Raw genomic sequence first — 24929 nt, forward strand, 5'->3', positions numbered from 1 at the left:
GTCTTTATTATCTTTCTACTTTCAATACTGCAAGGAACGCTTCTTGTGGGATTTCAACACTACCCACTTGTTTCATACGTTTCTTACCTTCTTTCTGCTTCGATAAAAGCTTTTTCTTACGTGATACGTCGCCGCCATAACATTTTGCCAATACGTTTTTACGCATTGCTTTTACGGTTGAACGAGCAATGATTTGAGCACCAATGGCCGCCTGGATTGCCACATCAAACATTTGACGTGGAATCAAGTCTTTCATTTTCTCAACCAATGCAATACCACGATGACGTGCATCTTGACGATGACAAATCATTGCTAAAGCATCTACCTTATCACCATTAATTAACACATCAACCTTAACTAAAGATGAAGACTCGAAACGAACAAAGTTATAATCAAGTGATGCAAAACCACGTGAGCATGATTTCAACTTATCAAAGAAGTCCATGACAACTTCAGCCATTGGAATTTCAAAGGTAATTGACACTTGGTTCGCCATAAACTTCATGTCTTTTTGCACACCACGGCGCTCTACACACAATGTCATTATATTACCCAAGTACTCTTGTGGAACTAAGATATGACATTCTGCAATCGGTTCACGCAGGTCTTCTACTGTCGAACCATCCGGCATTTTAGATGGGCTATCAATGTAAATGGTTTGACCATTTTTCATGACCGCTTCATAAATTACTGTAGGCGCTGAAGAAATAAGGTCTAAATCGTACTCACGTTCTAAACGCTCTTGTACGATTTCCATGTGTAGCATACCTAAGAAGCCACAACGGAAACCAAAACCTAAAGCATCTGAGCTTTCTGGTTCAAAGAACAACGCTGAGTCATTAATTTGTAGCTTGTGCAATGCTTCACGGAATGGTTCAAACTCGCTGGCATCAATTGGGAATAAACCTGCATAAACCTGTGGCTTCACCTTTTTAAAACCAGGCAAAATTGCAACATCTGGTGTGCTTGCCAAAGTAATGGTATCACCTACTGGTGCACCAAAGATGTCTTTAATACCCGCAATAACGAAACCAACTTCACCCGCTTCTAGGATGTCAGTTTCGGTATGTTTTGGATTAAACACACCCACAGAAGTAATAATGTGCGTTTGACCTGTTGATTTCATCAACATTTTGTCACCTTTACGCACACGACCTTCTTTAATTCGTACCAGCGAGACAACACCTAAGTAGTTATCAAACCAAGAGTCAATGATCAATGCTTGTAATGGTGCATTTCGATCGCCTTGTGGCGCTGGAATCACATCTACCAAACGCTCAAGCACGCCTTCAATGCCTAGGCCTGTTTTTGCTGAACATGTTGGCGCATCGGTTGCTTCCACGCCAATAATGTCTTCAATTTCTTGAATTACACGTTCAGGCTCTGCCTGTGGTAAATCAATTTTGTTTAGAACGGGAAGAACTTCTAGCCCTTGCTCAATAGCGGTATAGCAGTTTGCTACTGATTGTGCTTCTACACCTTGTGCAGCATCTACAACCAATAAAGCACCTTCACACGCAGCAAGTGAACGTGAAACCTCATACGAGAAATCCACATGTCCTGGTGTGTCAATAAAGTTCAGCTGGTATTCTTCGCCATTTGGATGTGTGTAGTACAAGGTAACTGAGGCAGCTTTAATGGTAATGCCACGCTCACGCTCAAGCTCCATAGAGTCGAGGACTTGCGCTTGCATTTCTCGATCTTGTAAACCGCCACACGTTTGAATAAATCGATCGGCAAGCGTCGACTTACCATGGTCGATATGCGCAATAATCGAGAAGTTACGAATGTTTTTAATATCAACAGATTTTTTAGCTTGCGCCATGGGCTACCTTGAACAAAATAAAACGCTATGCATTAAATCTCATGCATAACAAAAGCCGAATAGAAATTGCCGTGGATTATAGCAGATGGTTTTTTTAAAGTATCGAAAATAATGAACTCGTTTGCGTGCATTTCTAACCCAGCTAAACAATGAACCTAACTTGTATGTTCCCCAGTCATATCCTCTGTATGATACTGCTGAAAGTCCGTTGGATTTTGATCTGCATCAATCGGCTGATAAGCTTGGGTAAATGTTGGAGATAAACGTTTTGGTCGACCTGTGGCAATTTCAATACAAGCCCATTGCGTATTGCCCATAAACAAAATTGCACGATCTTTTGGTCGATAAAACAGATATTGGCGATATGAATACAGCGCATTAATATCACTAAGCCATGTTCGCAAAATAATTTCATCTCCTAACATCGCAGCTTTGCGATATTGAACATGATGTTCTACCGCAACCATGGCATGTTTTAAAGCCAAATATTCATTTAAACCTAATCCTAAAGCCTCGATATGCGCTGTTGCTACATCTTGCATCCAACTTACATACACCACATTGTTGACGTGACCCAATATATCTATATGTTCTGGCTGTACTGTCAGTTTTAAATCAAATGGGGTACTCATGTTGGCCTTCATTTTTACTTTTCAAGATCCCTACAGTCTACGGTAAAACACATATAGGTAAATGACCAAATGTTAAAAAAACCGTTTCTTTCGAAACGGTTTTTAGCTATGCATTCATCAATAGCCAGTTTTTTATTGAATACGCATTCCAACGATTGCACGTTGCCCTTCACGAATAATCGCCACTCGTGCAATCGTTCCTTTTTTCAGCTCAGAAACGGCTGATACAAAATCATTGGCATTATTAATGGTCTTATTGTTTAGCTGTGTCACCACATCGCCTGGCAAAATTTTCGCTTGGGCAGCAATACCATCTCGTAAGACATCCTGAATTAAAACACCACCCTTAACATCTAAACGGCTTAATTCAGCTTCGGTTAAATTGCGAATACTCACTCCCAAAACTGGACCTTTACTTACCGGTGCCTTATTTTGTGATTGTGCAGGTGTATCATCTGGAGCAACCACTAAAGTCGCACTAATATTACGGCGCTTATCATCACGTAATACTTCTAATTGAATCGTTTGATTTGGCACAGATCGATTCAAGTTATTTAATAAATCAGAAGTTCTTGAAATTGGTGCACCATCTAATTTTAAGATGACATCACCCGCTTTTAATCCTGCTCGAGCAGCTGGAGAATTTGGAGTGACTTGAGTAATTAAAGAACCTTCAGGTTTAGATAAGTTATAAGACTCTGCTAAATTACGGTCAATATCTTGCAAACTCACCCCTAAATAAGTTCGCGTAACTTTACCGTTCTTTTTCAATTGCTCTGCGACATCCATTGCAACATCAATAGGAATAGAGAATGACAAGCCCATATAACCACCCGTTCCACTAAAAATACGTGAGTTCACACCCACGACTTCTCCACGCTGGTTAAACAATGGACCACCTGAGTTACCTGGATTTAGCGCGACATCTGTTTGAATAAATGGTACTGAGGTTTCCCCCATCATATTACGCATTTTTGCACTGACAATACCTGCAGATGCTGAATAATCAAATCCGAATGGCGATCCAATTGCTAAAACTGGCTCACCCACTTTTAATTGCTCAACATTCCCCGTGCGTAGTTCAGGAAAATCAGTCCCTGTAACTTTTAATAAAGCCACATCGGTACGTTCATCACTACCAACTACTTTGGCATCAATTTCACGGCGGTCATTCAATACAATGGTGACTTTAGATGCATCTTCCACAACATGGTGGTTCGTGAGTAAATAACCATCTTTACTGATAAAAAACGCACTACCATACGCAGTTTTTTCTTGTGGCATACGTTGCTGCGGAATAATAACTTGATTACCGAAAAAACGCTTCAAAATCTCAGGGACTTGCTGTTGTAGTAGTTCTTCTTGACTTAACTTTTTAACTACATTCACACTGACCACAGCAGGACTGACCTGCTCTACCAAATTGGAAAAATCGACAGGTGCCGCCGCTTGAACTTGCGTCGCCGCTACAGTGAAAACCGCCGCGTATAATCCTTTTTGTAGGTATTGGTTTTTCATAACAAGTATGCATCCCTTTTTATTGAAGTTTTGAAATAAAATTGTTTTTATCACAAAGTAAAAGCTTCATTCGTAACAATATGTTTAGATATACATCCTAATAAACAATAGCTTAATTATTCCTTAAAAACACACGGTGTATGAATAATATTCATCATTTTTCAATCAACAAAGGCTTGCCTTTTTGATTAAAAAGCGCTGTTATTACCAAACTTTTTTCAAATTAGCTTAATGGATATGCCTAATTTAGAAACAACACATCATTTTGATGTAATTATTGTAGGTAGCGGTGGTGCTGGCCTGAGTTTGGCCTTGTCATTACCCGCACATTTTAATATTGCAGTTTTGGCTAAATCGACACTCACCGATGCCAGCACTTATTATGCACAAGGCGGTGTGGCTGCAGTACTAGATAAAACCGACTCACTTGAACAACATATTGATGACACCATGATTGCTGGTGCATATTTATGTGAACGTGATGCAGTCAAACAGACGGTTAAGGGTGGCAAACCCTCCGTCGATTTTCTACTCGATCATGGTGTGCAATTCACCCTAGATCAGGATGAACAATTACACTTAACCCGTGAGGGTGGCCATTCACAGCGTCGTATTATTCATGCTGCAGATGCGACAGGGCGTGCAATCTCGACTACCTTAGTACAACGGGCACAAGAAAAACAAAATATTCATATTTTTGAAAACTATATTGCGATTGATTTAATTACTTCGCAGAAGCTTGGCCTTGCAGGTAAGCATCGAGCTTTAGGTCTATATGCTTTAGACGAACAAAACAATCAAGTCCACACGTTTCTTGCACCATTTACCGCACTGGCATGTGGTGGTGCAATGAAAGCTTATTTGTATACCTCAAACCCAGACATTGCGACAGGTGATGGCATTGCGATGGCATATCGTGCGGGTTGTCGTGTCGCAAATATGGAATTTAACCAATTTCATCCGACCTGCTTATACCATCCTCAAGCACGTTCTTTTTTAATTACAGAAGCCATGCGTGGTGAAGGTGCATATTTACGCCTTCCAGATGGCGAACGCTTTATGCTCCGTTTTGATGAGCGTGCCGAACTCGCACCACGTGATATTGTCGCACGTGCAATCGATTATGAAATTAAACGTTTAGGCATACGTCATGTTTGGCTTGACATTAGCCATAAACCTGCTGATTTTGTCAAAGAACACTTCCCGACACTCTATGAGCGTCTATTGGAATTAGGCATCGACATTACTACAGATATGATTCCTGTGGTACCTGCTGCCCACTATACCTGTGGTGGTGTGGTGGTTGACGAAAATAGCGAAACAGATATTGCAGGATTATATGCAATTGGTGAGACATCTTATACGGGCTTACATGGCGCCAACCGTATGGCAAGTAACTCACTTTTAGAATGCTTTGTCTACGGTATGGCCGCTGCCAAACATATTGAAACGCATCTACAGCCTGAGTATGTTTCCCCTGAAGTTCCTGCTTGGGATGATTCTCAAGTTACCAATCCTGATGAAGATGTCGTGATCTTGCAAAACTGGGATGAATTACGTCAAACCATGTGGAATTATGTGGGGATTGTACGTACGACCAAGCGTTTGCAACGTGCTTTGCATCGAATTGAAATGCTTAACCATGAAATCACAGAATACTATCAAGACTATCAAGTCAGTAAAAACCTGATTGAATTACGCAATTTGGTTTTAGTTTCGGAAATGATTGTACGCTGTGCGATGGAACGTAAAGAATCTCGTGGATTACACTTTACACTTGATTATCCAGATTTGGCTCCTGAATTACGTAAAACCGTTTTAGCACCTCCTAATTTCCAAGTCGATTGCCCACTAGTGAACGAAGACTAAAACGCTGTAGATCATTCAAAACCATTTAAACAACAAGTAAAACGTCAGGTTGTGGCTTACACGGCCTGATATTTACCCGATTTTCAGCCTGCTATGGATGATGAATTCCATAAGCCTCTTGAGCAGCCCGAAAGCTCAATAAGTGTAATTGCACCAAATCTTCTAATTTTTGATAGCCACCTGCTAATACAAACATCATGGGTATTTGACTGCGATGCGCGAGTTTAAACACCATTTCTTCACGCTTTTGAATGAGTTCAGTACTGAACCATGAAGAACCAAAAGGATCTGCTTGATGACAATCCATCCCTGCTTGATACACAATTAAGTCCGCTCCCCAGTCTTTTGCCATTTGAAAAGCCTCATGCACGGCCAGCGTATATTGTGCAAAACTGCCTTTATCTTTATGAACATGCCGTGTCACGGAACGTGGATATGTAGGGCAACCAAAAATTAAGCCATAAATACTAAAGTTAAATAGATTACTGAAGCGTCGCGTAAATTCAGCAGTACCGTCTCCACCGTGTTGATCACAATCTAAAACAAATATTCTTTTATTGGGAAACTGCTGTGCAACCAGTGCCAAACCATTAAATGTGCAAAATGACCCACCAAATTCAGGCATCGCATGATGAAATCCTTGTGCGATATTGGCAGCAATACCATTTTTCCATGCCAGTTCTGCAGCCAAAATTTGCCCTGCATTAATATTGAGTACTGCATCACGCAGCTGTGTATTCCACGGTTTAAAACCAGAAAATGTGGCTAATTTTTCAGGTATTCCAGTATTAACAGCATCAACATAAATTGGGTCATGTAACTGTTTTAAAATTTCTATATCCAGAACTTCTGGCCTGTGGAAACGAATATTAGGCCATGTCCCCAATGCATCTGCAACCGCTTTAAGCTTTTCCATACTATTGGTATGTGTATGTGCCACATACTGAGCTGAATAGCAGACATCTAACATGCAAATTATTCCAATTGTGCTAAAGCAACATCCATTAATTGTTGTAACTCTGTGGTCCCTGGGCTAAATAACCCATTGGCCACTTGCTGTTCAAAATGCGTACTAAACGCTCGTTTTCGATGTACTGGAGAAACAGCCAAAGTAGTTAATCTTAAAAACCAGAAACCATCAATGGCATTATGTGGAATGATATAGCCACTATATTCTTGGTTTGGAATTTTTTGCGCAATCTGCGTAATGTCATAATCTACTGAAAATAAAGAACCCGCAGGAAGTCGCACACCGTTCATAATCACTGGGCGCAAACTAATACAAGAGTGATTATCTCCCATATTCATTTTTTCCATGAGTAGAGGCTCCCCCTGTTCATCAATAAAAATATTAATTTCACCCTGTCTTAATACTCTACGATGTGCAATTTTTAGAAAAAAATTCTCTGCCATTGGGCAAGAACCCACTTTAGGCTTTTCACTCCGATTTTTTAATTCAACCACCCCAGTTCCATCACGGGTCTTAGGTAAAATGACATCCTCAATTAAATCGCAAATGAGCTTACTTTCCTCTAGCTGTGCATGTTGACTCAGTCCACGTAATGCCTTTTGACGCTGATATTCCGCTTGTAATTGTTGCTTATAATCCGAGTCTGGCGCATGTGCTAAGAATTGTTGAACTTGCAGATTTTGATCCAGATTATGCCAGTCATCAACCTCTAGCTGATACGAACTACTTTGGTCTTTTAACTGGCGTAAGTTTTTAGCTTCCCATGTCTCAAATAACTTTAAATCTTGATAATCTGCGACATCACGTGTGGTATTTACATACTCCGCGAGCACACGTGTGGCCTGCGTATAACCACAGCCACGACGTTCACTTTGATGTGAATAATGTTCATTGAGCATTTCACTTAGTTTTACAGACAAAGGATGTACACGAGAAGTGAAAAGCTGAAGGACTTCATGATCTTTATCTGCCATTTTTATTATTCCTGTCTAACTGTTTTTATTATATTTTTTATTTTTTTTTGCAACATAAGTATTTTGTATGTCAGTCCATTTTCCCGCCTAGTAGCCAACATAAACACCAACAATTGCAATAAAGTTGGCATTTATATTCGACAAATGGTCATGCGCATTTTTCATTTACATGATTAGTCTTTATTCAGCCTCACGTGTTGGAGGGATCGAATATGTTCCTGTGACATGCGCGACGGGATCTTCTGAATCAACTGAATAAATCCACACCTCTCCCACAACCAATACTTTACCTACTTTGATTAAGCGGCATTCAGCCCGCAAATTTAATCCCCCAGTAGGCTTGCGTAAAAAGTTAATGTTCATATTTGTGGTGACAGCCAGCCCCACTAAACCAATTTCTCCCAAAATGGCCACATACATTGCAAGATCGGCCAATGCCATCATGGTGGGTCCTGAAATGGTTCCGCCTGGGCGAATATCAATGCTACTCACTTTCCACAATACGGAAGATGAGCGTTCATCTACAGCCAAAATTTCACACTTTTCTAAACTCGGCGGATAGACCAATGATAAAAATTGAACCACCTCTTCCAGTTTCACAGACATTAAAAATCACCCATCACGATGTAATGGATGATTTTTAAAGTAGTTTGCTGGTGAAAACTATGACCATTTGGACAAGTGTAGTGAATTTATTTATCCAGTCATCGCAGTATTATTCATACATGGTCACAGATCTATGCAAAACTTATAAGTAGTTCATTGCTTGTGTAAAAACATGTTCAGGGCTTTGTGTCGCATCTAAGCGTTTCACACGCTGTGGTTCACGCATTGCCAAACTTGCATAACCCGACCTTACTTTCTCAAAGAAAGTGACTTTCTCTTGCTCAAAACGATCCAGCGCACCACGTGCTCGTGCACGATCCATACCCAACTCAATAGGCGCATCTAACCAAAATGTGACATCGGGCATACGACTAACAAAATGCTCATTTAGCATCTGTAGTTTGCTTTCACTTAAACCTCGGCCTGCACATTGATAAGCAAAACTTGCATCAGTAAAACGATCACAAAGTACGATTTTCCCTGCTTCTAATGCTGGCATAATCACTTGTGCAATATGTTGCGCACGTGCGGCATACATCAGTAGAAGCTCAGTATCATTACACATTTGCTCTTCGTGATTTACTGCCAAAAGTAAGCCACGAATCTGCTCTGCCATAGGTGTACCCCCTGGCTCACGTGTAAGAATCACATCTTGAACTTGGCTTTGAAAGTGCTCATAGATTTTACGAATGAGCGTGGTTTTACCAACCCCTTCAGTACCTTCAAAACTGATAAACATGCTCACTCCTTATTTTTTCGAACGTATCACAGCAAGATACTCTTGCACTGCGCGATTATGATCTTGCAAATTTGCGCTAAATTTATGCCCACCATTGCCAGTTGCAACAAAGTAAATATTGTCTGCAGCATCTGGATGCATAGCCGCTTCTATGGCTTTTTTACTTGGTAAAGCAATTGGCGTTGGCGGTAAGCCACTCATGGTATAGGTATTATAAGGCGTTGGCGTACGCAAATCTTGACGGGTAATATTGCCTGTATATTTATCACCCATGCCATAAATCACGGTTGGGTCGGTTTGTAAACGCATGCCTAATTTTAAACGGCGTACAAATACACCTGACACCTGTTCTAACTCACTGTCGAGGCTGGTTTCCTTTTCAATAATGGATGCCATTACCAGCGCTTCGTATTTATCTTTATATGGCAAATCTGTTGCACTATTCGCCCAAGCTTGATCTAAAGCTTTCATTTGACGGCTGTATAAGTCTTTTAAAATCTTTTTATCCGACTCACCTTTGGCAAAGAAATAAGTATCTGGTGCGAATAAGCCTTCAGGATGGTCAAAAGGAATATCTAATGCCTTTAACAGCTCAGCTTGAGATAAATGAGATACATCATGTTGTACCAATGGATCTTTTTTTAGTGCTTCAATCAATTGTTTAAAGGTTGTGCCTTCAATGACTAAAATGCGATTCATTTGAGCATTATCAACATTTGAAATCATTTGCATGACTTCGCGAATGCTCATACCTTCACGCACTTCATATACACCCGCTTTTAAGGTGTCGTGTATCATCAATTTTTGATACAGCTTCAAAACAATTGGAAAACTAGCTTTATCTTCCTTCACCAATCGATCGATAAAACCTGAATATGTATCGCCCTGACCAATGGCGAGCATCTGTTTTTTACCCTCAATTGGATAAGACTTAAACAAGCTCGACCATAGTACAGCACAGAGCATCACAGCCATGAGCAAAAGCACAAGTAAAATGACTTTTGGCTTTTTAGAAGCAGGCTGTGGCTTTTTATTTTTAGATTTTGGCTTAGCGGATGACATATTCATGAATCTGATTTAATTGAAGGATATGAAACAATTCAGTACAGGCCTGAACATCTAAAGGTGTCGCATTTAAGTGTGAAACAATTTTCATTGGGTGTAAGGCATTGCAAAAAAATAAGCTTTGAATATTTGCTATCTCACTCATATCTATTGAGCGTTGCACACACTGAACGCCAGATTGTTGCATACGCATTAAGATGGCTGCCCGCATTACACCATGTACGCCATTATAACGAAGTTCTGGCGTAATCCATGAATCGTTTATACGAATAAAACAATTACTGCTCACACCTTCAACAACTGTCCCTTGTATATCTAAAACGAGTGCTTCACTCCAATTGCTTTGATCGGCCTCTTGTTTAAGCAATACTTGCTCTAAGCGATTCAATGTTTTAAGACCCGCCAAATTAGGCATACTCAGCCCTATCGCCTGCTCCAATACACCACTTTTAATGATGTCGTATTCAAAATTAGTTTGCGCTTTAGGATAATAAAACAGCCATACATCTGCAGGGTGCTGTGGCCAACTATAACCTCGCTGTCCTTCACCACGGCTCAACACAATTTTGACTGTGCCCGACGCTTTTGCATTTGCCTGAACAATTAATGCTAATGTTTTTAAAATAAGTGATAAATCTGCGTTTAGCCCTAATCGCTCATTGGCATGTTGTAAACGTGCCCAGTGTAAATCGTGTAATTCAAGTTGCCCTTCACGTAAACGCGCGGTACTAAAGCAACCATCCCCATAATGAAAAGCACGATCCGACAAAGCAATTGTTGCCTGTTCTGCCCCATTTTTAAAACACAGCATGCACTACGCCCCGCCTTAGCAACTTAATTTTGCGCCTAGTTTAAAAATTGTGAGTCACAATTCCTAGTGTTTATTGGTATTGCATTTTTACAGATATCAAATGCATTTCTTATTATTTTTTCTAAAAACAATCAGCAGATATTCTGCACCCAAGCTATCTGATAAATCAAAATCCAAAGGATAAATAATCATGCATACACTTAAAATTGGGGTATTGGCGGCACTCATTTCAGCGACGTCATTCAGCGCTTTAGCAAAAGACTTTCTCAACGTTTCATACGATCCGACACGCGAACTATATGATAACTTTAACAAAGACTTCGGTGAGTATTGGAAAAAGAAAACTGGCCAAGATATTACATATAAACAATCACATGGTGGTTCTGGCAAACAAGCTCGTTCTGTAATTGATGGCCTAGGTGCTGATGTCGTTACTTTAGCGCTCGCTGCCGATATTGATGCCATTGCAGAAAACTCAAATTTATTGCCTAAAGATTGGCAAAAGAAATTTCCAAATAACTCAACACCCTATACTTCAACCATTGTCTTTTTAGTGCGTAAAGGCAACCCGAAAGGCATTAAAGACTGGGGTGATTTGGTTAAAAATGACGTAGCCATCATTACACCTAACCCTAAAACATCCGGTGGTGCACGTTGGAACTACTTAGCAGCATGGGCATGGGCAAAACACCAAGCAGGCGGTAATGATGCCAAAGCACAAGAGTTTGTACGTCAAATTTATAAAAACACCAAAGTGCTAGACTCAGGTGCACGTGGTGCTACCACTACATTTGCTGAGCGTGGTATTGGGGATGTACTCCTAGCTTGGGAAAATGAAGCCTTCCTTGCACTACGTGAACAGCCGGGTAAGTTTGAAATCGTGACACCGTCTTTGTCTATTTTGGCTGAGCCACCTGTGGCTATTGTAGAGAAAAATGCCGAAAAAGATGGCAATCTGAATTTAGCCAAAGCTTATCTTAACTACTTGTACTCACCAGCGGGTCAAACCATTGCAGCAAACAACTACTATCGCCCACGTAATAGCGCTGTAGCTGCCAAATACACGTCTGTATTTAAGCCATTAAAGTTAGTCACCATTGATAAAGAATTTGGTGGCTGGTCTAAAGTACAGAAAAAACATTTTGATAACGGCGGTATATTTGATCAAATCGTAAAAACCAACAGCGCAAAATAATTTTTATTCGATATTCAAACGCTTATTTTTATATCAAACAGCAGCAATCTTCGGATTGCTGTTTTTGTTAGTCATGCCTTCAGCACACTTATCTTATAATTTCATATTAAATTCATTTTTTATTATTTTTTATGCATAAAGATTGGCGCTATTCTTCTCTGCATTGATAAACATTCAAAAAATTGAGGTCTGTATGCGCTTTTCAGCACAATTGAAACTTGGGGTAATCGCCCTCGCAGTATCAACATTTTCTTTAGGTGCTGCTGCCAAAGACTTTTTAAATGTTTCTTATGATCCGACACGCGAATTATATGAAGCGGTAAACAAAGACTTTGGCAAATACTGGGAAAGCCGTACAGGACAAAAAATTAATTTCAAACAATCTCATGGTGGGTCAGGCAAACAAGCTCGCGCCGTGATTGATGGCCTCGATGCTGATGTTGTAACTTTAGCCTTAGCTGCCGATATTGACGTCATTGCAGAGAAAACCAAAATCTTACCAAAAGATTGGCAAAAAAAATTACCAAACAATGCCACACCATATACCTCAACTATTGTGTTCTTAGTGCGTAAAGGCAATCCAAAAGCTATTAAAGACTGGGGCGACTTAGTTAAACCAGGCGTAGGTATTATTACACCTAACCCTAAAACTTCGGGTGGCGCACGTTGGAACTACTTAGCAGCATGGGCATGGGCAAAACACCAAGCAGGTGGTAATGATGCCAAAGCACAAGAGTTTGTACGTCAAATTTATAAAAATACGAAAGTGTTAGACTCAGGTGCACGTGGCGCAACCACAACTTTTGCTGAACGTGGCATTGGCGATGTACTCCTAGCTTGGGAAAACGAAGCATATTTGGCGCTTCGTGAACAACCAGGCAAGTTTGAAATCGTAACGCCATCATTGTCTATTTTGGCTGAGCCACCTGTTGCAATTGCCGAAAAAAATGCAGAGAAAAAAGGCAATAAATATTTAGCACAAGGTTATTTAAATTTCTTGTATTCACCACGTGGACAACAACTAGCAGCTGAAAACTTCTACCGTCCACGTAATGAAAAAACTTTAGCGCAATACCGTCACGTATTTAAACCACTCAAATTGGTCACGATTGATCAAGAGTTTGGGGGCTGGGACAAAGTACAAAAAGCCCACTTTGATAATGGCGGTATCTTTGACCAAATCGTAAAAACGAATAACGGAAAATAATTCCGACACCGTATAAGGAGTATAGACATGACGCATACTGTAGTTGTTCCTGGTGTAGGCGGTAGTGAATACAATCACTGGCAGTCTTGGCTTGAACGCCAGCTCATGTCATGCTCACGTGTACAACAAAAAGATTGGAACCAACCTATATTAGAGCAATGGATTGCACAATTTGTGCAAACCGTAGCTCCAATACAAGACCAAATTCAGATTGTTGCGCACAGCTTTGGATGCTTAACCACTGTAGCTGCTCTTACACAGCACCCAGAATTCAATCAAAAAATTAAAAAATTGATTCTGGTTGCACCAGCAAACCCTGCTCGCTTTGGTGAGGCTGGTTTTGCTCGTGATAGTCAAAATGACTATGAAGCTTATTTTCATCAATTAAGCATTCATGTCCCAACGACTTTAATCATTAGTGAAAATGATCCGTGGTTAGCTTTTGATGATGCACAGCGTCTGGCAAAATCTTGGCAATTGACACCAGTCAATGCGGGACTTGCAGGACATATTAATGTTGCGTCTGGTTTTGGGCCATTTCCTGAAGTATTTAACTATCTTGTTTCAGAAAAAACCATGCCACATATCAGTAAAGCTGATGACAGCAAGTATTTTTTTAAATTTGCAATTTAGTCATCGCCACTTATGCTTGAGCCAATTTTTCATATTTTTGTTGACTGACTTCAGTCAACGTTCTCTCTTTGAGGAGTAATCATGTCGCAGCGATCCCGAGTGCTGCCAGGATTTGGTCTGTCTCTAGGCTTTACCCTAGCGTATTTGTCTTTAATTGTGCTCATTCCTTTATCTGCGGTGTTTATCAAATCGTTAGGTATTGGTTGGGACGGTCTTTGGGAAATTTTAAGTTCTGAGCGAATTTTAAAATCCTTACAATTAAGCTTTAGTGCCGCCATTATTGCGGCCTTAATCAATGTCGTATTTGGCTTATTGTTGGCTTGGTGCTTAGTGCGCCATACCTTCCCAGGTAAACGTATTGTTGATGCCTTAGTTGACTTACCTTTTGCATTACCAACTGCAGTTGCAGGTATTGCCCTAACGTCGCTGTATGCACCAACAGGCTGGATTGGTCAGTATCTTGAGCCCATTGGCATTAAAGTGGCATATACCCCGATTGGTATTACCCTCGCTTTAATTTTTATTGGTATTCCTTTCGTTGTACGTACCGTACAACCTGTACTGAGTGACTTGGAAACTGAGCTTGAAGAAGCTGCTTCTGCTTTAGGTGCAAACCGTCTGCAGATTGTGACCAAAGTGATTCTGCCGATTTTATTCCCAGCACTTATTACAGGCTTTGCACTCGCATTTGCACGTGGTGTGGGTGAATACGGTTCAGTCATTTTTATTGCAGGTAACCAACCGTTCAAAACGGAAATTGCGCCACTAATGATCATTTCTCGCCTAGAAGAATATGACTATGCAGGTGCAACGACTATTGCTGTCGTTATGCTGGTTATTTCGTTTGCAATTTTGTTCCTCATTAACTTGGTACAAGCTTGGGCGAGCCGCCGTACAGGGAGAACTGCACGATGAACGTAAACAGCAATGCTTTAGCTGAAAAATTGCAGTCACGTGATGCAACGCGTGAACCGACTTGGGTTCGTCGTACACTCATTATCATTGCCATGATTTTCTTTGCCAGCTGCTTAATGTTGCCATTGGTACTGGTATTCGTTGAAGCCTTTAAGCAAGGGATCGGTGTCTATTTACAAGCTTTGGTTCATCCAGATACTTTATCTGCAGTTAAACTCACCTTACTTACGGCAGCAATTGCTGTGCCATTGAACGTCGTATTTGGTGTAGCTGCTGCGTGGTGTGTTGCTAAATTCAATTTCCGTGGTAAGTCTATTTTAACCACCATTATTGATATGCCATTTTCAGTATCGCCAGTTATTGCAGGTTTAATGCTGGTACTGATGTTTGGTACTCAAGGCTGGTTTGGTGGCTGGCTCATGGACAACGACATTAAAATTTTATATGCCGTTCCTGCGATTGTATTAGCCACTGTGTTTATTACAGTACCTTTTGTTGCACGTGAGCTCATTCCTTTGATGGAAGCACAAGGTACCGAAGAAGAAGAAGCTGCGATTGTTCTTGGTGCTTCAGGCTGGCAAACCTTTTGGAAAGTCACACTTCCAAATATCAAATGGGGCTTAATTTACGGCGTGATTCTGTGTAATGCACGCGCAATGGGCGAGTTTGGTGCGGTGTCGGTGGTTTCTGGCCATATCCGTGGTGAAACCAACACCCTACCACTGCACGTCGAAATTCTTTATAACGAATATACCTTCAGTGCAGCTTTTGCGGTTTCATCTCTCTTGGCATTACTGGCAATTATCACCCTGATTTTAAAAACATGGGTTGAAATCCGCCAAGAGAAACAAGACAAACGCAATGATGATTCAACAGCTTCTTAAGGAATGACCTCATGAGTATTCAAGTAAAAAATATTGAAAAACACTTTGGTGCATTCCATGCGCTGAAAAATATTTCACTCGATTTTCCAGATGGCCAATTGGTTGCACTCCTTGGCCCATCTGGCTGTGGTAAAACAACCCTGCTACGTATTATTGCTGGTCTAGAATCTGCTGATGGCGGTCAAGTTATTTTAGAAGGTGAAGATGCGACCAATGTGCACGTTCGTGAACGTGAAGTTGGTTTTGTATTCCAGCACTATGCCTTGTTCCGTCACATGACTGTATTTGACAATATTGCCTTTGGCTTACGTGTACGCCCACGTGCTACGCGCCCTTCCGAAGCCGAAATCAAAAAACGTGTAACGCGTTTACTTGATTTGGTTCAGCTGGGTTTCTTAGCGGATCGTTATCCTGCTCAATTGTCTGGTGGTCAACGCCAACGTATTGCTTTGGCACGTGCTTTAGCTGTTGAGCCACGTGTACTTTTACTCGACGAACCATTTGGTGCCCTCGATGCCAAAGTACGTAAAGAACTCCGTCGTTGGTTGCGTACTCTTCATGATGAATTACATATCACCTCTATTTTTGTAACGCATGACCAAGAGGAAGCTCTGGAAGTTGCCGATCAAATTATTGTGATGAACAAAGGTAATGTTGAGCAAATTGGTTCGCCACGTGAAGTCTACGAAAAACCAGCAACACCGTTTGTGTTCGACTTTTTAGGTCAAGCTAACCGTTTTGAAGGTCAAAATAGCAATGGCATTATTCAAATTGGTGAAGACCGCATTCAATTGCCACAAGCACCAAATTCGCCACAAGGCCCAGTGATTGCCTTTGCCCGTCCTGATGAACTGCGTATTCATGCACAGCCTCAAGACAATGCCATTCAAGCAACGTTCTTACGTGAAGTATGGATTGCAGGCAAAGTACTGGCTGAACTACAAGATCGCCAAGGCAATTTAATTGAAATTACCCTTACACCAGATGATGCAAAATTGCACCAATTCCGTCCAAATCAGACGGTTTGGTTAAGTGCTACTGCTTTGCATTTATTTGAAAATCAAGTCGCATAATACTTATAGATGGGGCTAGGAAAGCCCCATCATTTTTGAGGTAGTCAGAATTATGAATTTCCAACAACTTAGAATTATTCGTGAAACCGTTCGACAAAGCTTTAACCTTACTGAAGCTTCAGCAGCGCTTTACACTTCACAATCTGGCGTAAGTAAACATATTAAAGATTTAGAAGATGAACTTGGCGTACAACTTTTTATTCGTAAAGGTAAGCGTCTTTTAGGCTTAACTGAGCCTGGCCAAGCTTTACTTGGCATTGTAGAACGCATGTTGGTCGATGCCGATAATATTAAACGCCTTGCCGATGACTTTAACAAAGTAGACGAAGGTACATTGACCATTGCCACCACACATACCCAAGCGCGCTATGTGTTACCGCCGATTGTGAATCAATTTAAAAAAGAATTCCCTAAAGTTCATTTGATTTTACAACAAGCAAGCCCAGTCGAAATTACAGAAATGCTGTTACAGGGTGAAGCAGATATTGGTATTGCAACTGAATCACTTACAACTGAAAGTAATCTAGCAAGTGTGCCTTACTATAACTGGCAACACAGTATCATTACACCACAAAATCATCCATTGGCAAGTCAAGACAATATCCAAATTGAAGACCTTGCTCAATATCCAATTATTACTTATCACGGTGGCTTTACAGGTCGTTCTAAAATCGACCAAGCCTTTGATGATGCAGGCTTAGATGTCGACATCGTAATGTCTGCTCTCGATGCCGATGTTATTAAAACCTATGTAGAGCTGAACATGGGTGTCGGCATTGTCAATAACGTGGCTTATGACAATGAACGTGACTATCGCCTAAAACAAATTGAAACGGATATTTTTGGTATCAACACCACATGGCTTGCCGTACGTAAAGGTCATTTATTACGTGGCTATGGTTATGAATTTATTTCACTCTGCTCACCTGATGCAGATATTAAAGCGCTGAAAAAAGTCGCCTACCCAGAAGATTAAACATAAAAACATAAACAAAAAGAGGCTTCGGCCTCTTTTTTATCTTAAAAAAATTTTTTTGTGCTTTTTTTAACTTACACTATGGAACAAAAATCACCCAATATTAGGCCCGTTTATGAAATCTGCATCTATGCTTGCGCTACTCCCCCTATGTATCGCATGCCACACGCAAGCAGCAGCGCTCGAACGATCTGGACAAAGTACCTTGGCCTTCCTAGAACCCAACAATTATACGGAATTTAATTTTGGCGTTGTTACGGGCAATCTAAGTGGTGAAAACTCAAATAAAGAAGAATTGTCCCAAGTCCTGAATGTCACTGACTTTTCAACAGGGAACTTAATTGAAGATTTCCATTTTGTGCAAAGTGCTATTAAATTACAGCTCAATCCACAGGTCTCAGTAGGGTTATTACTCGATCAACCCTTTGGCGTTAAACTGAATTATGACTATTCACCTGAATCTATTCTTGGGCATGAACAATTAGAAGCTATTGATATTCATCTTAAATCAGAAAATATTGCTGCGCTAATGGGGTATCAACCCACACCTCAATGGAATATTTATGGTGGATTGGCCTATCAAAACTTTGGTGGCGACCTCAACTTATTTGGACAAAGCTTCTATTTTTTTAATGGCTACAACGTCACCTTAAAAAATGATCGAGCATTAGGATGGCTGGGAGGTATCAGTTATCAGATTCCTGAAATTGCATTGCGGGCCAACTTAACTTATCGCTCTAGAATCAAACATAAAAATCAGGCAATTGAAAGCACAGCCATGCATGGCGATTTTTCCGATCACACTGAAATTGTCACACCTCAATCCGTTAATTTTGACTTTATGAGTGGCATCACCACACATAATCTGATTTATGGTTCTGTAAGATGGGTGGATTGGTCAAATTTTAAAATTAAGCCTAAAGGCTTTGACCAAATTATTCAAAATACCATTTCCGATTCTAAGGCCTTAACACCCACACCAGAAATTTCTGCATTTATTCAGGCATTGGCTAATTTTAATTTAATCGATTACCAATCAGATCAATGGTCAGCCAAAATTGGTATAGCGCATCAGCTCAATGCTCGCACTTTCGCAAGCTTAGAAACGGTATGGGACAGTGGTAGTGATAATCCCGCTTCAACCATTAACCCCGCAAATGGTTATAACGGATTAGGCACAGGTCTTCGTTATCAATTTAGCCCCAAAAGTTTTATTTCTGGTGGTTTGTACTATTTAAAATTTAAACCCTCCAAAGAAGACAAGGGCAGTATTTCAGTAAGTTCTATTTCAACCTTAGATGACCGTACTGCTTGGGCTTATGGTCTAAAAATTGGACATTACTTTTAAACTTTAAATCGCGAAGCATTTAATATCAGACAATAAAAAACAGGCCGGAGCCTGTTTTTTATGAATCAGTAAAATCTTTTAGATCTTACCAATGGAAACTTACACCCACTTTACCAACTGGAAGCCATTCGTATTTGTCACCTTCACGGATTTTTTGCTCTTCTGCACGTAAATCAGCAGATGCATTACCGCCAGCAGCATTTACAAATGTACCTGATTTATCAAGATCTACTGATGGGTTACCTGTGTAATAAGCACCGACTTCGCCAAATACACCCCAGTTTTTATTGATTTTTGGCGCCCAACCCAAACCTAGGTACGGTGCGATGTCATTTTTATATGACATTTGACCATTTACAGAACCACTATATGAATAGTTCGTACCATTAATTTTGATTGTACCGTCTTGTGAACGTTTAGTCAGATCGTAATCATTATCAATATAACCCACACCTGCTGCTACATATAGACCTTGTGCCCATGGGTTCGCACTTTCACCCCAAGGACGAAGTTCAGCATTTAGGTAAATATTGTTGTTATTCATGTCTAAGTCATATTTCGTACCGTTGACAGATACATCATCATTCCATGAAATATCGCCACCGTTATAACCTAGAGCTAAACCAACATACGGGTTTGCAGTCCAAAGTAAAGCACCACCATAACCTGTTGTACCCACTTCAAGGCGTGCGCCAGTTGGAATCAGTTTATTTTGATCAAATGCATAGCCATCATGCACAACTGCTGAATCAGCCATTGCTGTACCAGCTGTAGCCAACATTGCAACTGCTAGAATTGTTGTATGTAGAGCTTTCATTTTGTTTCTCCTCTCAAATAACAACATTAGATAAATTGTTTTACAAATTGATTTTTCATTCTGAGTTGCAATATAAATTAGATACCGATCACGTTTTATTCAAATTTTGCTGAGTTTTTGTTATTTTTTGATACAAATTTGACTGAGATATTGATTTTTAATTTATTTAGAGCATTTTTTAACCACATCTCGGCTTGGTTTTTAACTTCTATTCATTTTAATTATTAATTCCGATCTATTGGTTATTTTCCATCTATTTTTAGCCCAATTTAGTGTAAAATCGATGAAAATTTTTTTCTGGATGGAAGATCATGTCTCAGCTTTCAACAATCATTGAACAAGCGTTTGACAACCGTGCTAACTTCACTGCAGCAGACTGCCCTGCTGAAGTACGTGCAGCAGTTGAGGAAGTAATTGCTGGCCTTGATAACGGCTCTTTACGTGTAGCTGAAAAAATCAATGGTGAGTGGGTTGTTCACCAATGGGTTAAGAAAGCGGTATTGTTATCTTTTAAATTAAATGACAACAAGCCAATCGAGTCATGTGACCTTCAATTCTACGATAAAGTAGACACTAAATTCACAGGTTGGACTGAAGAACAATTTAAAGCTGCAGGTGTACGTGTTGTACCACCAGCTGTAGCACGTAAAGGTTCTTTCCAAGCGAAAAACGTTGTATTAATGCCTTCTTATGTAAACATTGGTGCTTACGTTGACGAAGGTACAATGGTAGATACATGGGCAACTGTAGGTTCATGTGCTCAAATTGGTAAAAACGTTCACCTTTCAGGCGGTGTAGGCATCGGCGGCGTACTTGAACCGCTTCAAGCTAACCCAACAATTATTGAAGACAACTGCTTCATCGGTGCACGTTCTGAAATCGTTGAAGGCGTGATTGTAGAAGAAGGTTCTGTAATTTCTATGGGCGTGTTCATTGGTCAATCAACTAAGATTTATGACCGCGCAACAGGCGAAATTCACTACGGTCGCGTTCCAGCGGGCTCTGTGGTAGTTGCAGGTAGCCTTCCTTCTAAATGCGGTACTTACAGCCTATATGCAGCAATTATCGTGAAAAAAGTTGACGCTAAAACACGTGCGAAAACAAGCTTGAACGATCTTCTACGCGACGAATAATTCTTTATTCATCTCTTTTGTGTCTCTACGATCAGTCATGATCGTAGAGATTTTTGTTTTCTAAACTATGGTTTAATTTTGCTATGAGTACGCTTCGATCTTCCGCCATTCCTGTTTCTGATCCTTCTGCGGGTTTACGTATTACGGAGATCTTTTATTCATTGCAAGGCGAAGCCAATGCAGCTGGTTTACCGACTGTATTTATCCGTCTTACAGGTTGCCCTCTACGTTGCACCTATTGCGATACCACATATTCGTTTGAAGGTGGTCAACGCCAATCATTAGAAGAAATTATTCAAACTACACTCGACTTTAAAACGCCTTATATTTGCGTTACAGGTGGTGAGCCCTTAGCTCAGCCCAATGCACTTCCACTCATGACCAAACTTGCAGATTTAGGTTGCCAAGTGTCATTAGAAACCAGTGGTGCTTTGGATGTGTCCAAAGTAGACCCTCGTGTATCTAAAGTTTTAGATTTAAAAACCCCAACTTCCGGCGAATCTGCACGGAATTTGCTTAGTAACCTCGATTATTTAACTGAGCACGATCAAATTAAATTTGTCATTTGTAATCGTGAAGATTATGAATGGTCAAAACAGCAAGTTGAACAGTTCCAATTGCATCAAAAAGTCAGCACCGTATGGTTCTCTCCTGCGTTTGCTGTAGAGAAAGGTGCTGTACGTCTTCCTCAACTTGCACGTGATCTTGCGCAGTGGATTTTAGATGACCATCTCCCTGTCCGCTTCCAACTTCAGTTGCATAAACTTCTTTGGAATGACGAAACTGGTCGTTAATAGTATTAAAGAATGTTTGGAGATTTGAACATGCGTCCTCGCGCGATTGTCTTATTATCTGGTGGCTTAGACTCTACTACTTGCTTAGCATGGGCACAGTCAAACTATGAATGTATTGCGCTTAGCTTTATGTATGGTCAACGCTCAACGACTGAATTAGTCGCTGCACAGCAACTGACTAAACAAGCAGGTGTTGAACACCGTGTAATTAATATCGACTTGGGTAATTTAGGTGGCTCTGCACTTACTGATCACAGTATTGAAGTACCTGACCATGAGCAAGAAGGCATTCCTGTTACTTATGTACCAGCACGTAACACGATTTTCTTATCTTATGCCCTCGCAGCAGCAGAAGTTTTTGGTGCTGAAGCAATTGTCATTGGCATCAATGCCGTTGATTATTCAGGCTATCCAGACTGCCGTCCTGAATTTATTGAGGCTTTTGCTAACATGGCGCGCTTAGCAACAAAAGTTGGCGTTGAAGGAAAACCTCTTAAATTTGAAACACCTCTGTTACATTTATCCAAAGCAAATATCATTCGCTTAGGTATAGAACATGGCGTAGACTATAGCCAAACGGTGTCTTGCTATCAAGCAGATGACCAAGGACGTGCTTGTGGTAAATGCGATAGCTGCCGTCTGCGTAAGCAAGGCTTTGCAGATGCAGGAGTTGCAGATCCAACACGTTATATACCGGTATAACAAGGTAGAGTTTATGAATATGCTAAAATCAAACATTATGCTTTCTATTGCAGTATCTGCAACAGCACTATTTGCTTCTGTTGCTCATGCTGACAATGACAAATTACAGCAAGCTTATAAAAGCACTAACGTTAAATCTGCGTTAATTAATGTTTGTAAAGAAGAAACTGGCAAAGGTAAAAAGCTATCTGCTGCTGAAGTCAGCAAATACTGTACTTGTGCTGTTGAAGCAGACGGTCGTTTGACGAATGCACAAAAATGGGACATCCAAAGTGCAATTAACCAAAAGAAAAGCCCTGCATCTTTAGCTTTTGTTCAAAAACAAAATAAAGATTTACAAGCATGTTTTGGCCCTCAGTTAACAGGTAAATTAAAAACCTTAACTGAAGAAGCAATGAAATCTGCTCAAGCATCTAAATAATTTTTTGATGCACTAAAAAGCCTGCAAATTGCAGGCTTTTTTATCTTTGGCAATCTCTTGCTTACGTATATCCAAGCACTCACTGTACCTCTTCGTACGAACTTCTGTATGATAGATTGATTATCTTCACTATATATTTTGATATAACAGCATCATTTTTGAAGGAACAGCCCATGTCTGATTTGACCCTACCTCAACACGCCTTCCCTGCAACAACAGGTGAAGTCAATTTAGCTGAATTGGCAACTGAATGGCTGATTGTTTATTTTTACCCAAAAGACTCAACGCCTGGCTGTACCACACAAGCAGTCGGCTTTTCTTGCTTAAAAGACCAATTTGATGCACTTAATACCACGATTATTGGTATTTCACGTGACTCCGTAAAAGCACATCAAAACTTCACTGAAAAACAAAACCTCAGCATTAATTTAATCAGTGATAAAGAAGAAGTTCTTTGTCAGCTATTTGATGTCATTAAAGAAAAAAATATGTATGGCAAAAAAGTGATGGGCATCGAGCGTTCGACGTTTATTTTCCATGAAGGTAAATTGGTAAAAGAATATCGTAAAGTAAAAGCTGCTGGGCATGCTGAAGCAGTTCTAGAAGACCTAAAAGTCCTTCAATCTGCATAAGCACAAGCACCACGCGCGACAAAATTACACGCACTTTTTCAAGCAAAGCTTCTCAATCAGCCTATTTTAAAATAGGCTTTTTTATTACTAAAAGATTAAAGACCAAGCAATGCTCCACATCACCAGCGCAATGAGACCATCTAAAACTTGCCATGCTTTAGGACTTTTAAACACTGGAATTAATACACGTGCTCCATAACCCAGTGCAAAGAAAAATAACCATGATGCCGTAATTGCACCTGCTGCAAAATATGCAACAGCCTCAAATTGTGCAGAAATAGAGCCCAATAGAATAACGGTGTCTAAATAAACATGTGGATTTAACCATGTCAGACTTAAACTAATGAATATCAAATGTTTTAAGCCTTGTACACTTGCATTATTGAGTTCAATAGCAGACTGGCCACGTCGTGCTTGCTTAGCATGCATATAGCCATACCAAAGCAAAAATAATGCACCGCCCCATTTTGCTAATTGCACAATTTCTGGATAATGTTGCAACACTGTTGCAAAACCAATCACACCTAAGACAATCAAAATTGAATCTGATAGCGCACAGCTCAAGCAAATCCAAAACACATGCTCTTGTCTTAAGCCTTGCTTTAATACAAATGCATTTTGCGCGCCAATCGCCACAATTAAACTAAGGCCAACTAAAAGACCTTGAATATAGGTATGCCACATAAGCATCAAACATGAAAAAGATGAGGCTTATTATCAATGCTTCTGTTTAAAATTGAGTATTATTAAGAAAATATCAACTTAACTAAATTATTTTAAGTAAAGATCAATATGCTGAATCATAAACAATGCGATGCATTTTTAGCGGTGGCTGAAACAGGCAGTTTTGAGGCTGCGGCCATCCGTTTATCCATTACTGCTTCTGCTGTGACTTTGCGTGTACAAAGCTTAGAAAAAAGTTTGGGACATATTTTAATTGTGCGTGAACGGCCATGCTACGTGACAGATGCTGGACGCAGTCTATTAAATTACTTACAACATAACCGCTTACGTGAGCAGGATTTTTTACATCACTTAACTGGGCAGACTCAGAGTTTTTACAGAGACTGTAAATAAAACTGTGTAAACGCTTAGACTATCCCTCAACGCTGTTAGGGGCAACACAGGTGTTTACCATGAAAGATGAAGCAATGCTGGCATTAGCCAAAGAATTTGCCAAGAACTTAAAG

At 40.2% G+C, this 24929-nt stretch carries 25 protein-coding genes and 1 pseudogene; 15 read left to right on the forward strand and 11 right to left on the reverse strand.

The features are described 5' to 3' along the window. Positions 1 to 7 precede the first annotated feature (7 nt). The 3 genes from lepA to HYG93_RS13375 all read right to left on the reverse strand — a co-directional run bounded on the left by lepA (position 8) and on the right by HYG93_RS13375 (position 3975). The gene (gene lepA, locus HYG93_RS13365) at positions 8 to 1825 is read right to left on the reverse strand and encodes a translation elongation factor 4 (protein ID WP_178962553.1); all 1818 of its coding nucleotides are present in this window, start codon (positions 1823 to 1825) and stop codon (positions 8 to 10) included. A 155-nt stretch (positions 1826 to 1980) separates the two neighbouring features. Further along, positions 1981 to 2457 carry a thioesterase family protein gene (locus tag HYG93_RS13370; protein WP_178962554.1) on the reverse strand — a complete coding sequence of 159 codons (477 nt, stop codon included), beginning with the start codon at positions 2455 to 2457 and terminating at the stop codon, positions 1981 to 1983. Between the two features lie 132 nt (positions 2458 to 2589). Further along, a complete protein-coding gene (locus HYG93_RS13375) occupies positions 2590 to 3975 on the reverse strand; it encodes a Do family serine endopeptidase (protein WP_106985902.1) in 1386 nt (461 codons plus the stop codon). Positions 3976 to 4206: 231 nt separating this feature from the next. On the opposite strand from HYG93_RS13375, the gene nadB reads away from it, so the two are divergent. Further along, positions 4207 to 5844 carry an L-aspartate oxidase gene (gene nadB, locus HYG93_RS13380; RefSeq protein WP_106985903.1) on the forward strand — a complete coding sequence of 546 codons (1638 nt, stop codon included), beginning with the start codon at positions 4207 to 4209 and terminating at the stop codon, positions 5842 to 5844. Positions 5845 to 5935: 91 nt separating this feature from the next. Here the strand turns inward: nadB and HYG93_RS13385 are convergent, their stop codons facing one another. The 6 genes from HYG93_RS13385 to pabC form a co-directional block, all read right to left on the reverse strand. After that, on the reverse strand, positions 5936 to 6814 hold the full coding sequence (locus tag HYG93_RS13385) for a histone deacetylase (protein WP_120366169.1): 879 nt from the start codon (positions 6812 to 6814) through the stop codon (positions 5936 to 5938). Positions 6815 to 6819: 5 nt separating this feature from the next. Continuing rightward, positions 6820 to 7788 carry a hypothetical protein gene (locus HYG93_RS13390; RefSeq protein WP_121531223.1) on the reverse strand — a complete coding sequence of 323 codons (969 nt, stop codon included), beginning with the start codon at positions 7786 to 7788 and terminating at the stop codon, positions 6820 to 6822. A 180-nt stretch (positions 7789 to 7968) separates the two neighbouring features. Continuing rightward, positions 7969 to 8394: a PaaI family thioesterase gene (locus HYG93_RS13395; RefSeq protein WP_121531221.1), complete on the reverse strand. Its 426-nt coding sequence runs from the start codon at positions 8392 to 8394 to the stop codon at positions 7969 to 7971. Positions 8395 to 8536: 142 nt separating this feature from the next. Beyond that, positions 8537 to 9133, reverse strand: coding sequence for a dTMP kinase (gene tmk, locus HYG93_RS13400; RefSeq protein WP_178962555.1), 597 nt, complete (start codon positions 9131 to 9133; stop codon positions 8537 to 8539). 9 nt (positions 9134 to 9142) lie between these two features. Continuing rightward, a complete protein-coding gene (mltG, locus tag HYG93_RS13405; RefSeq protein WP_178962562.1) occupies positions 9143 to 10195 on the reverse strand; it encodes an endolytic transglycosylase MltG in 1053 nt (350 codons plus the stop codon). After that, a complete protein-coding gene (gene pabC / locus HYG93_RS13410; protein ID WP_120366171.1) occupies positions 10182 to 11009 on the reverse strand; it encodes an aminodeoxychorismate lyase in 828 nt (275 codons plus the stop codon). Before pabC ends, mltG begins: the two co-directional genes overlap by 14 nt. 190 nt (positions 11010 to 11199) lie before the next feature. On the opposite strand from pabC, the gene HYG93_RS13415 reads away from it, so the two are divergent. The 8 genes from HYG93_RS13415 (at position 11200) to HYG93_RS13450 (ending at position 19240) form a co-directional block, all read left to right on the forward strand. Further along, on the forward strand, positions 11200 to 12204 hold the full coding sequence (locus HYG93_RS13415) for a sulfate ABC transporter substrate-binding protein (RefSeq protein WP_106985910.1): 1005 nt from the start codon (positions 11200 to 11202) through the stop codon (positions 12202 to 12204). A gap of 193 nt (positions 12205 to 12397) precedes the next feature. Further along, positions 12398 to 13411, forward strand: coding sequence for a sulfate ABC transporter substrate-binding protein (locus tag HYG93_RS13420; protein ID WP_117007513.1), 1014 nt, complete (start codon positions 12398 to 12400; stop codon positions 13409 to 13411). Positions 13412 to 13438: 27 nt separating this feature from the next. After that, the gene (locus HYG93_RS13425; protein WP_117007512.1) at positions 13439 to 14044 is read left to right on the forward strand and encodes an alpha/beta hydrolase; all 606 of its coding nucleotides are present in this window, start codon (positions 13439 to 13441) and stop codon (positions 14042 to 14044) included. A gap of 81 nt (positions 14045 to 14125) precedes the next feature. Beyond that, positions 14126 to 14959, forward strand: a complete 834-nt coding sequence (cysT, locus tag HYG93_RS13430) for a sulfate ABC transporter permease subunit CysT (RefSeq protein WP_117007511.1) — start codon at positions 14126 to 14128, stop codon at positions 14957 to 14959. After that, positions 14956 to 15843 carry a sulfate ABC transporter permease subunit CysW gene (gene cysW, locus HYG93_RS13435; RefSeq protein WP_178962556.1) on the forward strand — a complete coding sequence of 296 codons (888 nt, stop codon included), beginning with the start codon at positions 14956 to 14958 and terminating at the stop codon, positions 15841 to 15843. The genes cysT and cysW overlap by 4 nt, the downstream gene beginning before the upstream one ends. Positions 15844 to 15854: 11 nt before the next feature. After that, positions 15855 to 16916, forward strand: a complete 1062-nt coding sequence (locus HYG93_RS13440) for a sulfate/molybdate ABC transporter ATP-binding protein (RefSeq protein WP_106985915.1) — start codon at positions 15855 to 15857, stop codon at positions 16914 to 16916. Positions 16917 to 16968: 52 nt separating this feature from the next. After that, on the forward strand, positions 16969 to 17892 hold the full coding sequence (locus HYG93_RS13445; RefSeq protein ID WP_106985916.1) for a CysB family HTH-type transcriptional regulator: 924 nt from the start codon (positions 16969 to 16971) through the stop codon (positions 17890 to 17892). A gap of 115 nt (positions 17893 to 18007) precedes the next feature. Next, complete coding sequence (locus tag HYG93_RS13450; RefSeq protein ID WP_178962557.1) at positions 18008 to 19240, forward strand: OmpP1/FadL family transporter; 1233 nt, start codon at positions 18008 to 18010, stop codon at positions 19238 to 19240. A gap of 85 nt (positions 19241 to 19325) precedes the next feature. Here HYG93_RS13450 and carO read toward each other — a convergent pair whose 3' ends face one another. Then, complete coding sequence (gene carO / locus HYG93_RS13455; RefSeq protein ID WP_178962558.1) at positions 19326 to 20057, reverse strand: ornithine uptake porin CarO; 732 nt, start codon at positions 20055 to 20057, stop codon at positions 19326 to 19328. A 311-nt stretch (positions 20058 to 20368) separates the two neighbouring features. Here carO and dapD point away from each other — a divergent pair, with 311 nt between their 5' ends. The 5 genes from dapD to HYG93_RS13480 all read left to right on the forward strand — a co-directional run bounded on the left by dapD (position 20369) and on the right by HYG93_RS13480 (position 23739). Further along, positions 20369 to 21190 (forward strand): 2,3,4,5-tetrahydropyridine-2,6-dicarboxylate N-succinyltransferase, encoded by an 822-nt coding sequence (dapD, locus tag HYG93_RS13460; protein ID WP_120365671.1) that lies wholly within the window; start codon positions 20369 to 20371, stop codon positions 21188 to 21190. An 83-nt stretch (positions 21191 to 21273) separates the two neighbouring features. After that, complete coding sequence (gene queE, locus HYG93_RS13465) at positions 21274 to 21984, forward strand: 7-carboxy-7-deazaguanine synthase QueE (RefSeq protein ID WP_117007507.1); 711 nt, start codon at positions 21274 to 21276, stop codon at positions 21982 to 21984. Positions 21985 to 22014: 30 nt separating this feature from the next. Continuing rightward, positions 22015 to 22686 (forward strand): 7-cyano-7-deazaguanine synthase QueC, encoded by a 672-nt coding sequence (gene queC, locus HYG93_RS13470; RefSeq protein WP_106985921.1) that lies wholly within the window; start codon positions 22015 to 22017, stop codon positions 22684 to 22686. A 13-nt stretch (positions 22687 to 22699) separates the two neighbouring features. Further along, complete coding sequence (locus tag HYG93_RS13475; protein ID WP_106985922.1) at positions 22700 to 23107, forward strand: hypothetical protein; 408 nt, start codon at positions 22700 to 22702, stop codon at positions 23105 to 23107. 173 nt (positions 23108 to 23280) lie between these two features. Beyond that, positions 23281 to 23739 (forward strand): peroxiredoxin, encoded by a 459-nt coding sequence (locus HYG93_RS13480; RefSeq protein ID WP_106985923.1) that lies wholly within the window; start codon positions 23281 to 23283, stop codon positions 23737 to 23739. A gap of 87 nt (positions 23740 to 23826) precedes the next feature. Here the strand turns inward: HYG93_RS13480 and HYG93_RS13485 are convergent, their stop codons facing one another. Next, on the reverse strand, positions 23827 to 24423 hold the full coding sequence (locus HYG93_RS13485) for a LysE/ArgO family amino acid transporter (RefSeq protein WP_178962559.1): 597 nt from the start codon (positions 24421 to 24423) through the stop codon (positions 23827 to 23829). A 108-nt stretch (positions 24424 to 24531) separates the two neighbouring features. On the opposite strand from HYG93_RS13485, the pseudogene HYG93_RS13490 reads away from it, so the two are divergent. Continuing rightward, positions 24532 to 24792 (forward strand): annotated as a pseudogene (locus HYG93_RS13490) (LysR family transcriptional regulator); the annotation flags it as partial. Positions 24793 to 24929 lie beyond the last annotated feature (137 nt).

It is taken from the genome of Acinetobacter sp. SwsAc6, assembly GCF_013391565.1.
GTDB lineage: Bacteria > Pseudomonadota > Gammaproteobacteria > Pseudomonadales > Moraxellaceae > Acinetobacter > Acinetobacter cumulans.

Coding starts and splice junctions, on each gene's coding strand:
- lepA (WP_178962553.1), bottom strand. CDS start 1,825: ATGGCGCAAGCTAAAAAATCTGTTGATATTAAAAACATTCGTAACTTC.
- HYG93_RS13370 (WP_178962554.1), bottom strand. CDS start 2,457: ATGAGTACCCCATTTGATTTAAAACTGACAGTACAGCCAGAACATATA.
- HYG93_RS13375 (WP_106985902.1), bottom strand. CDS start 3,975: ATGAAAAACCAATACCTACAAAAAGGATTATACGCGGCGGTTTTCACT.
- nadB (WP_106985903.1), top strand. CDS start 4,207: ATGGATATGCCTAATTTAGAAACAACACATCATTTTGATGTAATTATT.
- HYG93_RS13385 (WP_120366169.1), bottom strand. CDS start 6,814: ATGTTAGATGTCTGCTATTCAGCTCAGTATGTGGCACATACACATACC.
- HYG93_RS13390 (WP_121531223.1), bottom strand. CDS start 7,788: ATGGCAGATAAAGATCATGAAGTCCTTCAGCTTTTCACTTCTCGTGTA.
- HYG93_RS13395 (WP_121531221.1), bottom strand. CDS start 8,394: ATGTCTGTGAAACTGGAAGAGGTGGTTCAATTTTTATCATTGGTCTAT.
- tmk (WP_178962555.1), bottom strand. CDS start 9,133: ATGTTTATCAGTTTTGAAGGTACTGAAGGGGTTGGTAAAACCACGCTC.
- mltG (WP_178962562.1), bottom strand. CDS start 10,195: ATGTCATCCGCTAAGCCAAAATCTAAAAATAAAAAGCCACAGCCTGCT.
- pabC (WP_120366171.1), bottom strand. CDS start 11,009: ATGCTGTGTTTTAAAAATGGGGCAGAACAGGCAACAATTGCTTTGTCG.
- HYG93_RS13415 (WP_106985910.1), top strand. CDS start 11,200: ATGCATACACTTAAAATTGGGGTATTGGCGGCACTCATTTCAGCGACG.
- HYG93_RS13420 (WP_117007513.1), top strand. CDS start 12,398: ATGCGCTTTTCAGCACAATTGAAACTTGGGGTAATCGCCCTCGCAGTA.
- HYG93_RS13425 (WP_117007512.1), top strand. CDS start 13,439: ATGACGCATACTGTAGTTGTTCCTGGTGTAGGCGGTAGTGAATACAAT.
- cysT (WP_117007511.1), top strand. CDS start 14,126: ATGTCGCAGCGATCCCGAGTGCTGCCAGGATTTGGTCTGTCTCTAGGC.
- cysW (WP_178962556.1), top strand. CDS start 14,956: ATGAACGTAAACAGCAATGCTTTAGCTGAAAAATTGCAGTCACGTGAT.
- HYG93_RS13440 (WP_106985915.1), top strand. CDS start 15,855: ATGAGTATTCAAGTAAAAAATATTGAAAAACACTTTGGTGCATTCCAT.
- HYG93_RS13445 (WP_106985916.1), top strand. CDS start 16,969: ATGAATTTCCAACAACTTAGAATTATTCGTGAAACCGTTCGACAAAGC.
- HYG93_RS13450 (WP_178962557.1), top strand. CDS start 18,008: ATGAAATCTGCATCTATGCTTGCGCTACTCCCCCTATGTATCGCATGC.
- carO (WP_178962558.1), bottom strand. CDS start 20,057: ATGAAAGCTCTACATACAACAATTCTAGCAGTTGCAATGTTGGCTACA.
- dapD (WP_120365671.1), top strand. CDS start 20,369: ATGTCTCAGCTTTCAACAATCATTGAACAAGCGTTTGACAACCGTGCT.
- queE (WP_117007507.1), top strand. CDS start 21,274: ATGAGTACGCTTCGATCTTCCGCCATTCCTGTTTCTGATCCTTCTGCG.
- queC (WP_106985921.1), top strand. CDS start 22,015: ATGCGTCCTCGCGCGATTGTCTTATTATCTGGTGGCTTAGACTCTACT.
- HYG93_RS13475 (WP_106985922.1), top strand. CDS start 22,700: ATGAATATGCTAAAATCAAACATTATGCTTTCTATTGCAGTATCTGCA.
- HYG93_RS13480 (WP_106985923.1), top strand. CDS start 23,281: ATGTCTGATTTGACCCTACCTCAACACGCCTTCCCTGCAACAACAGGT.
- HYG93_RS13485 (WP_178962559.1), bottom strand. CDS start 24,423: ATGTGGCATACCTATATTCAAGGTCTTTTAGTTGGCCTTAGTTTAATT.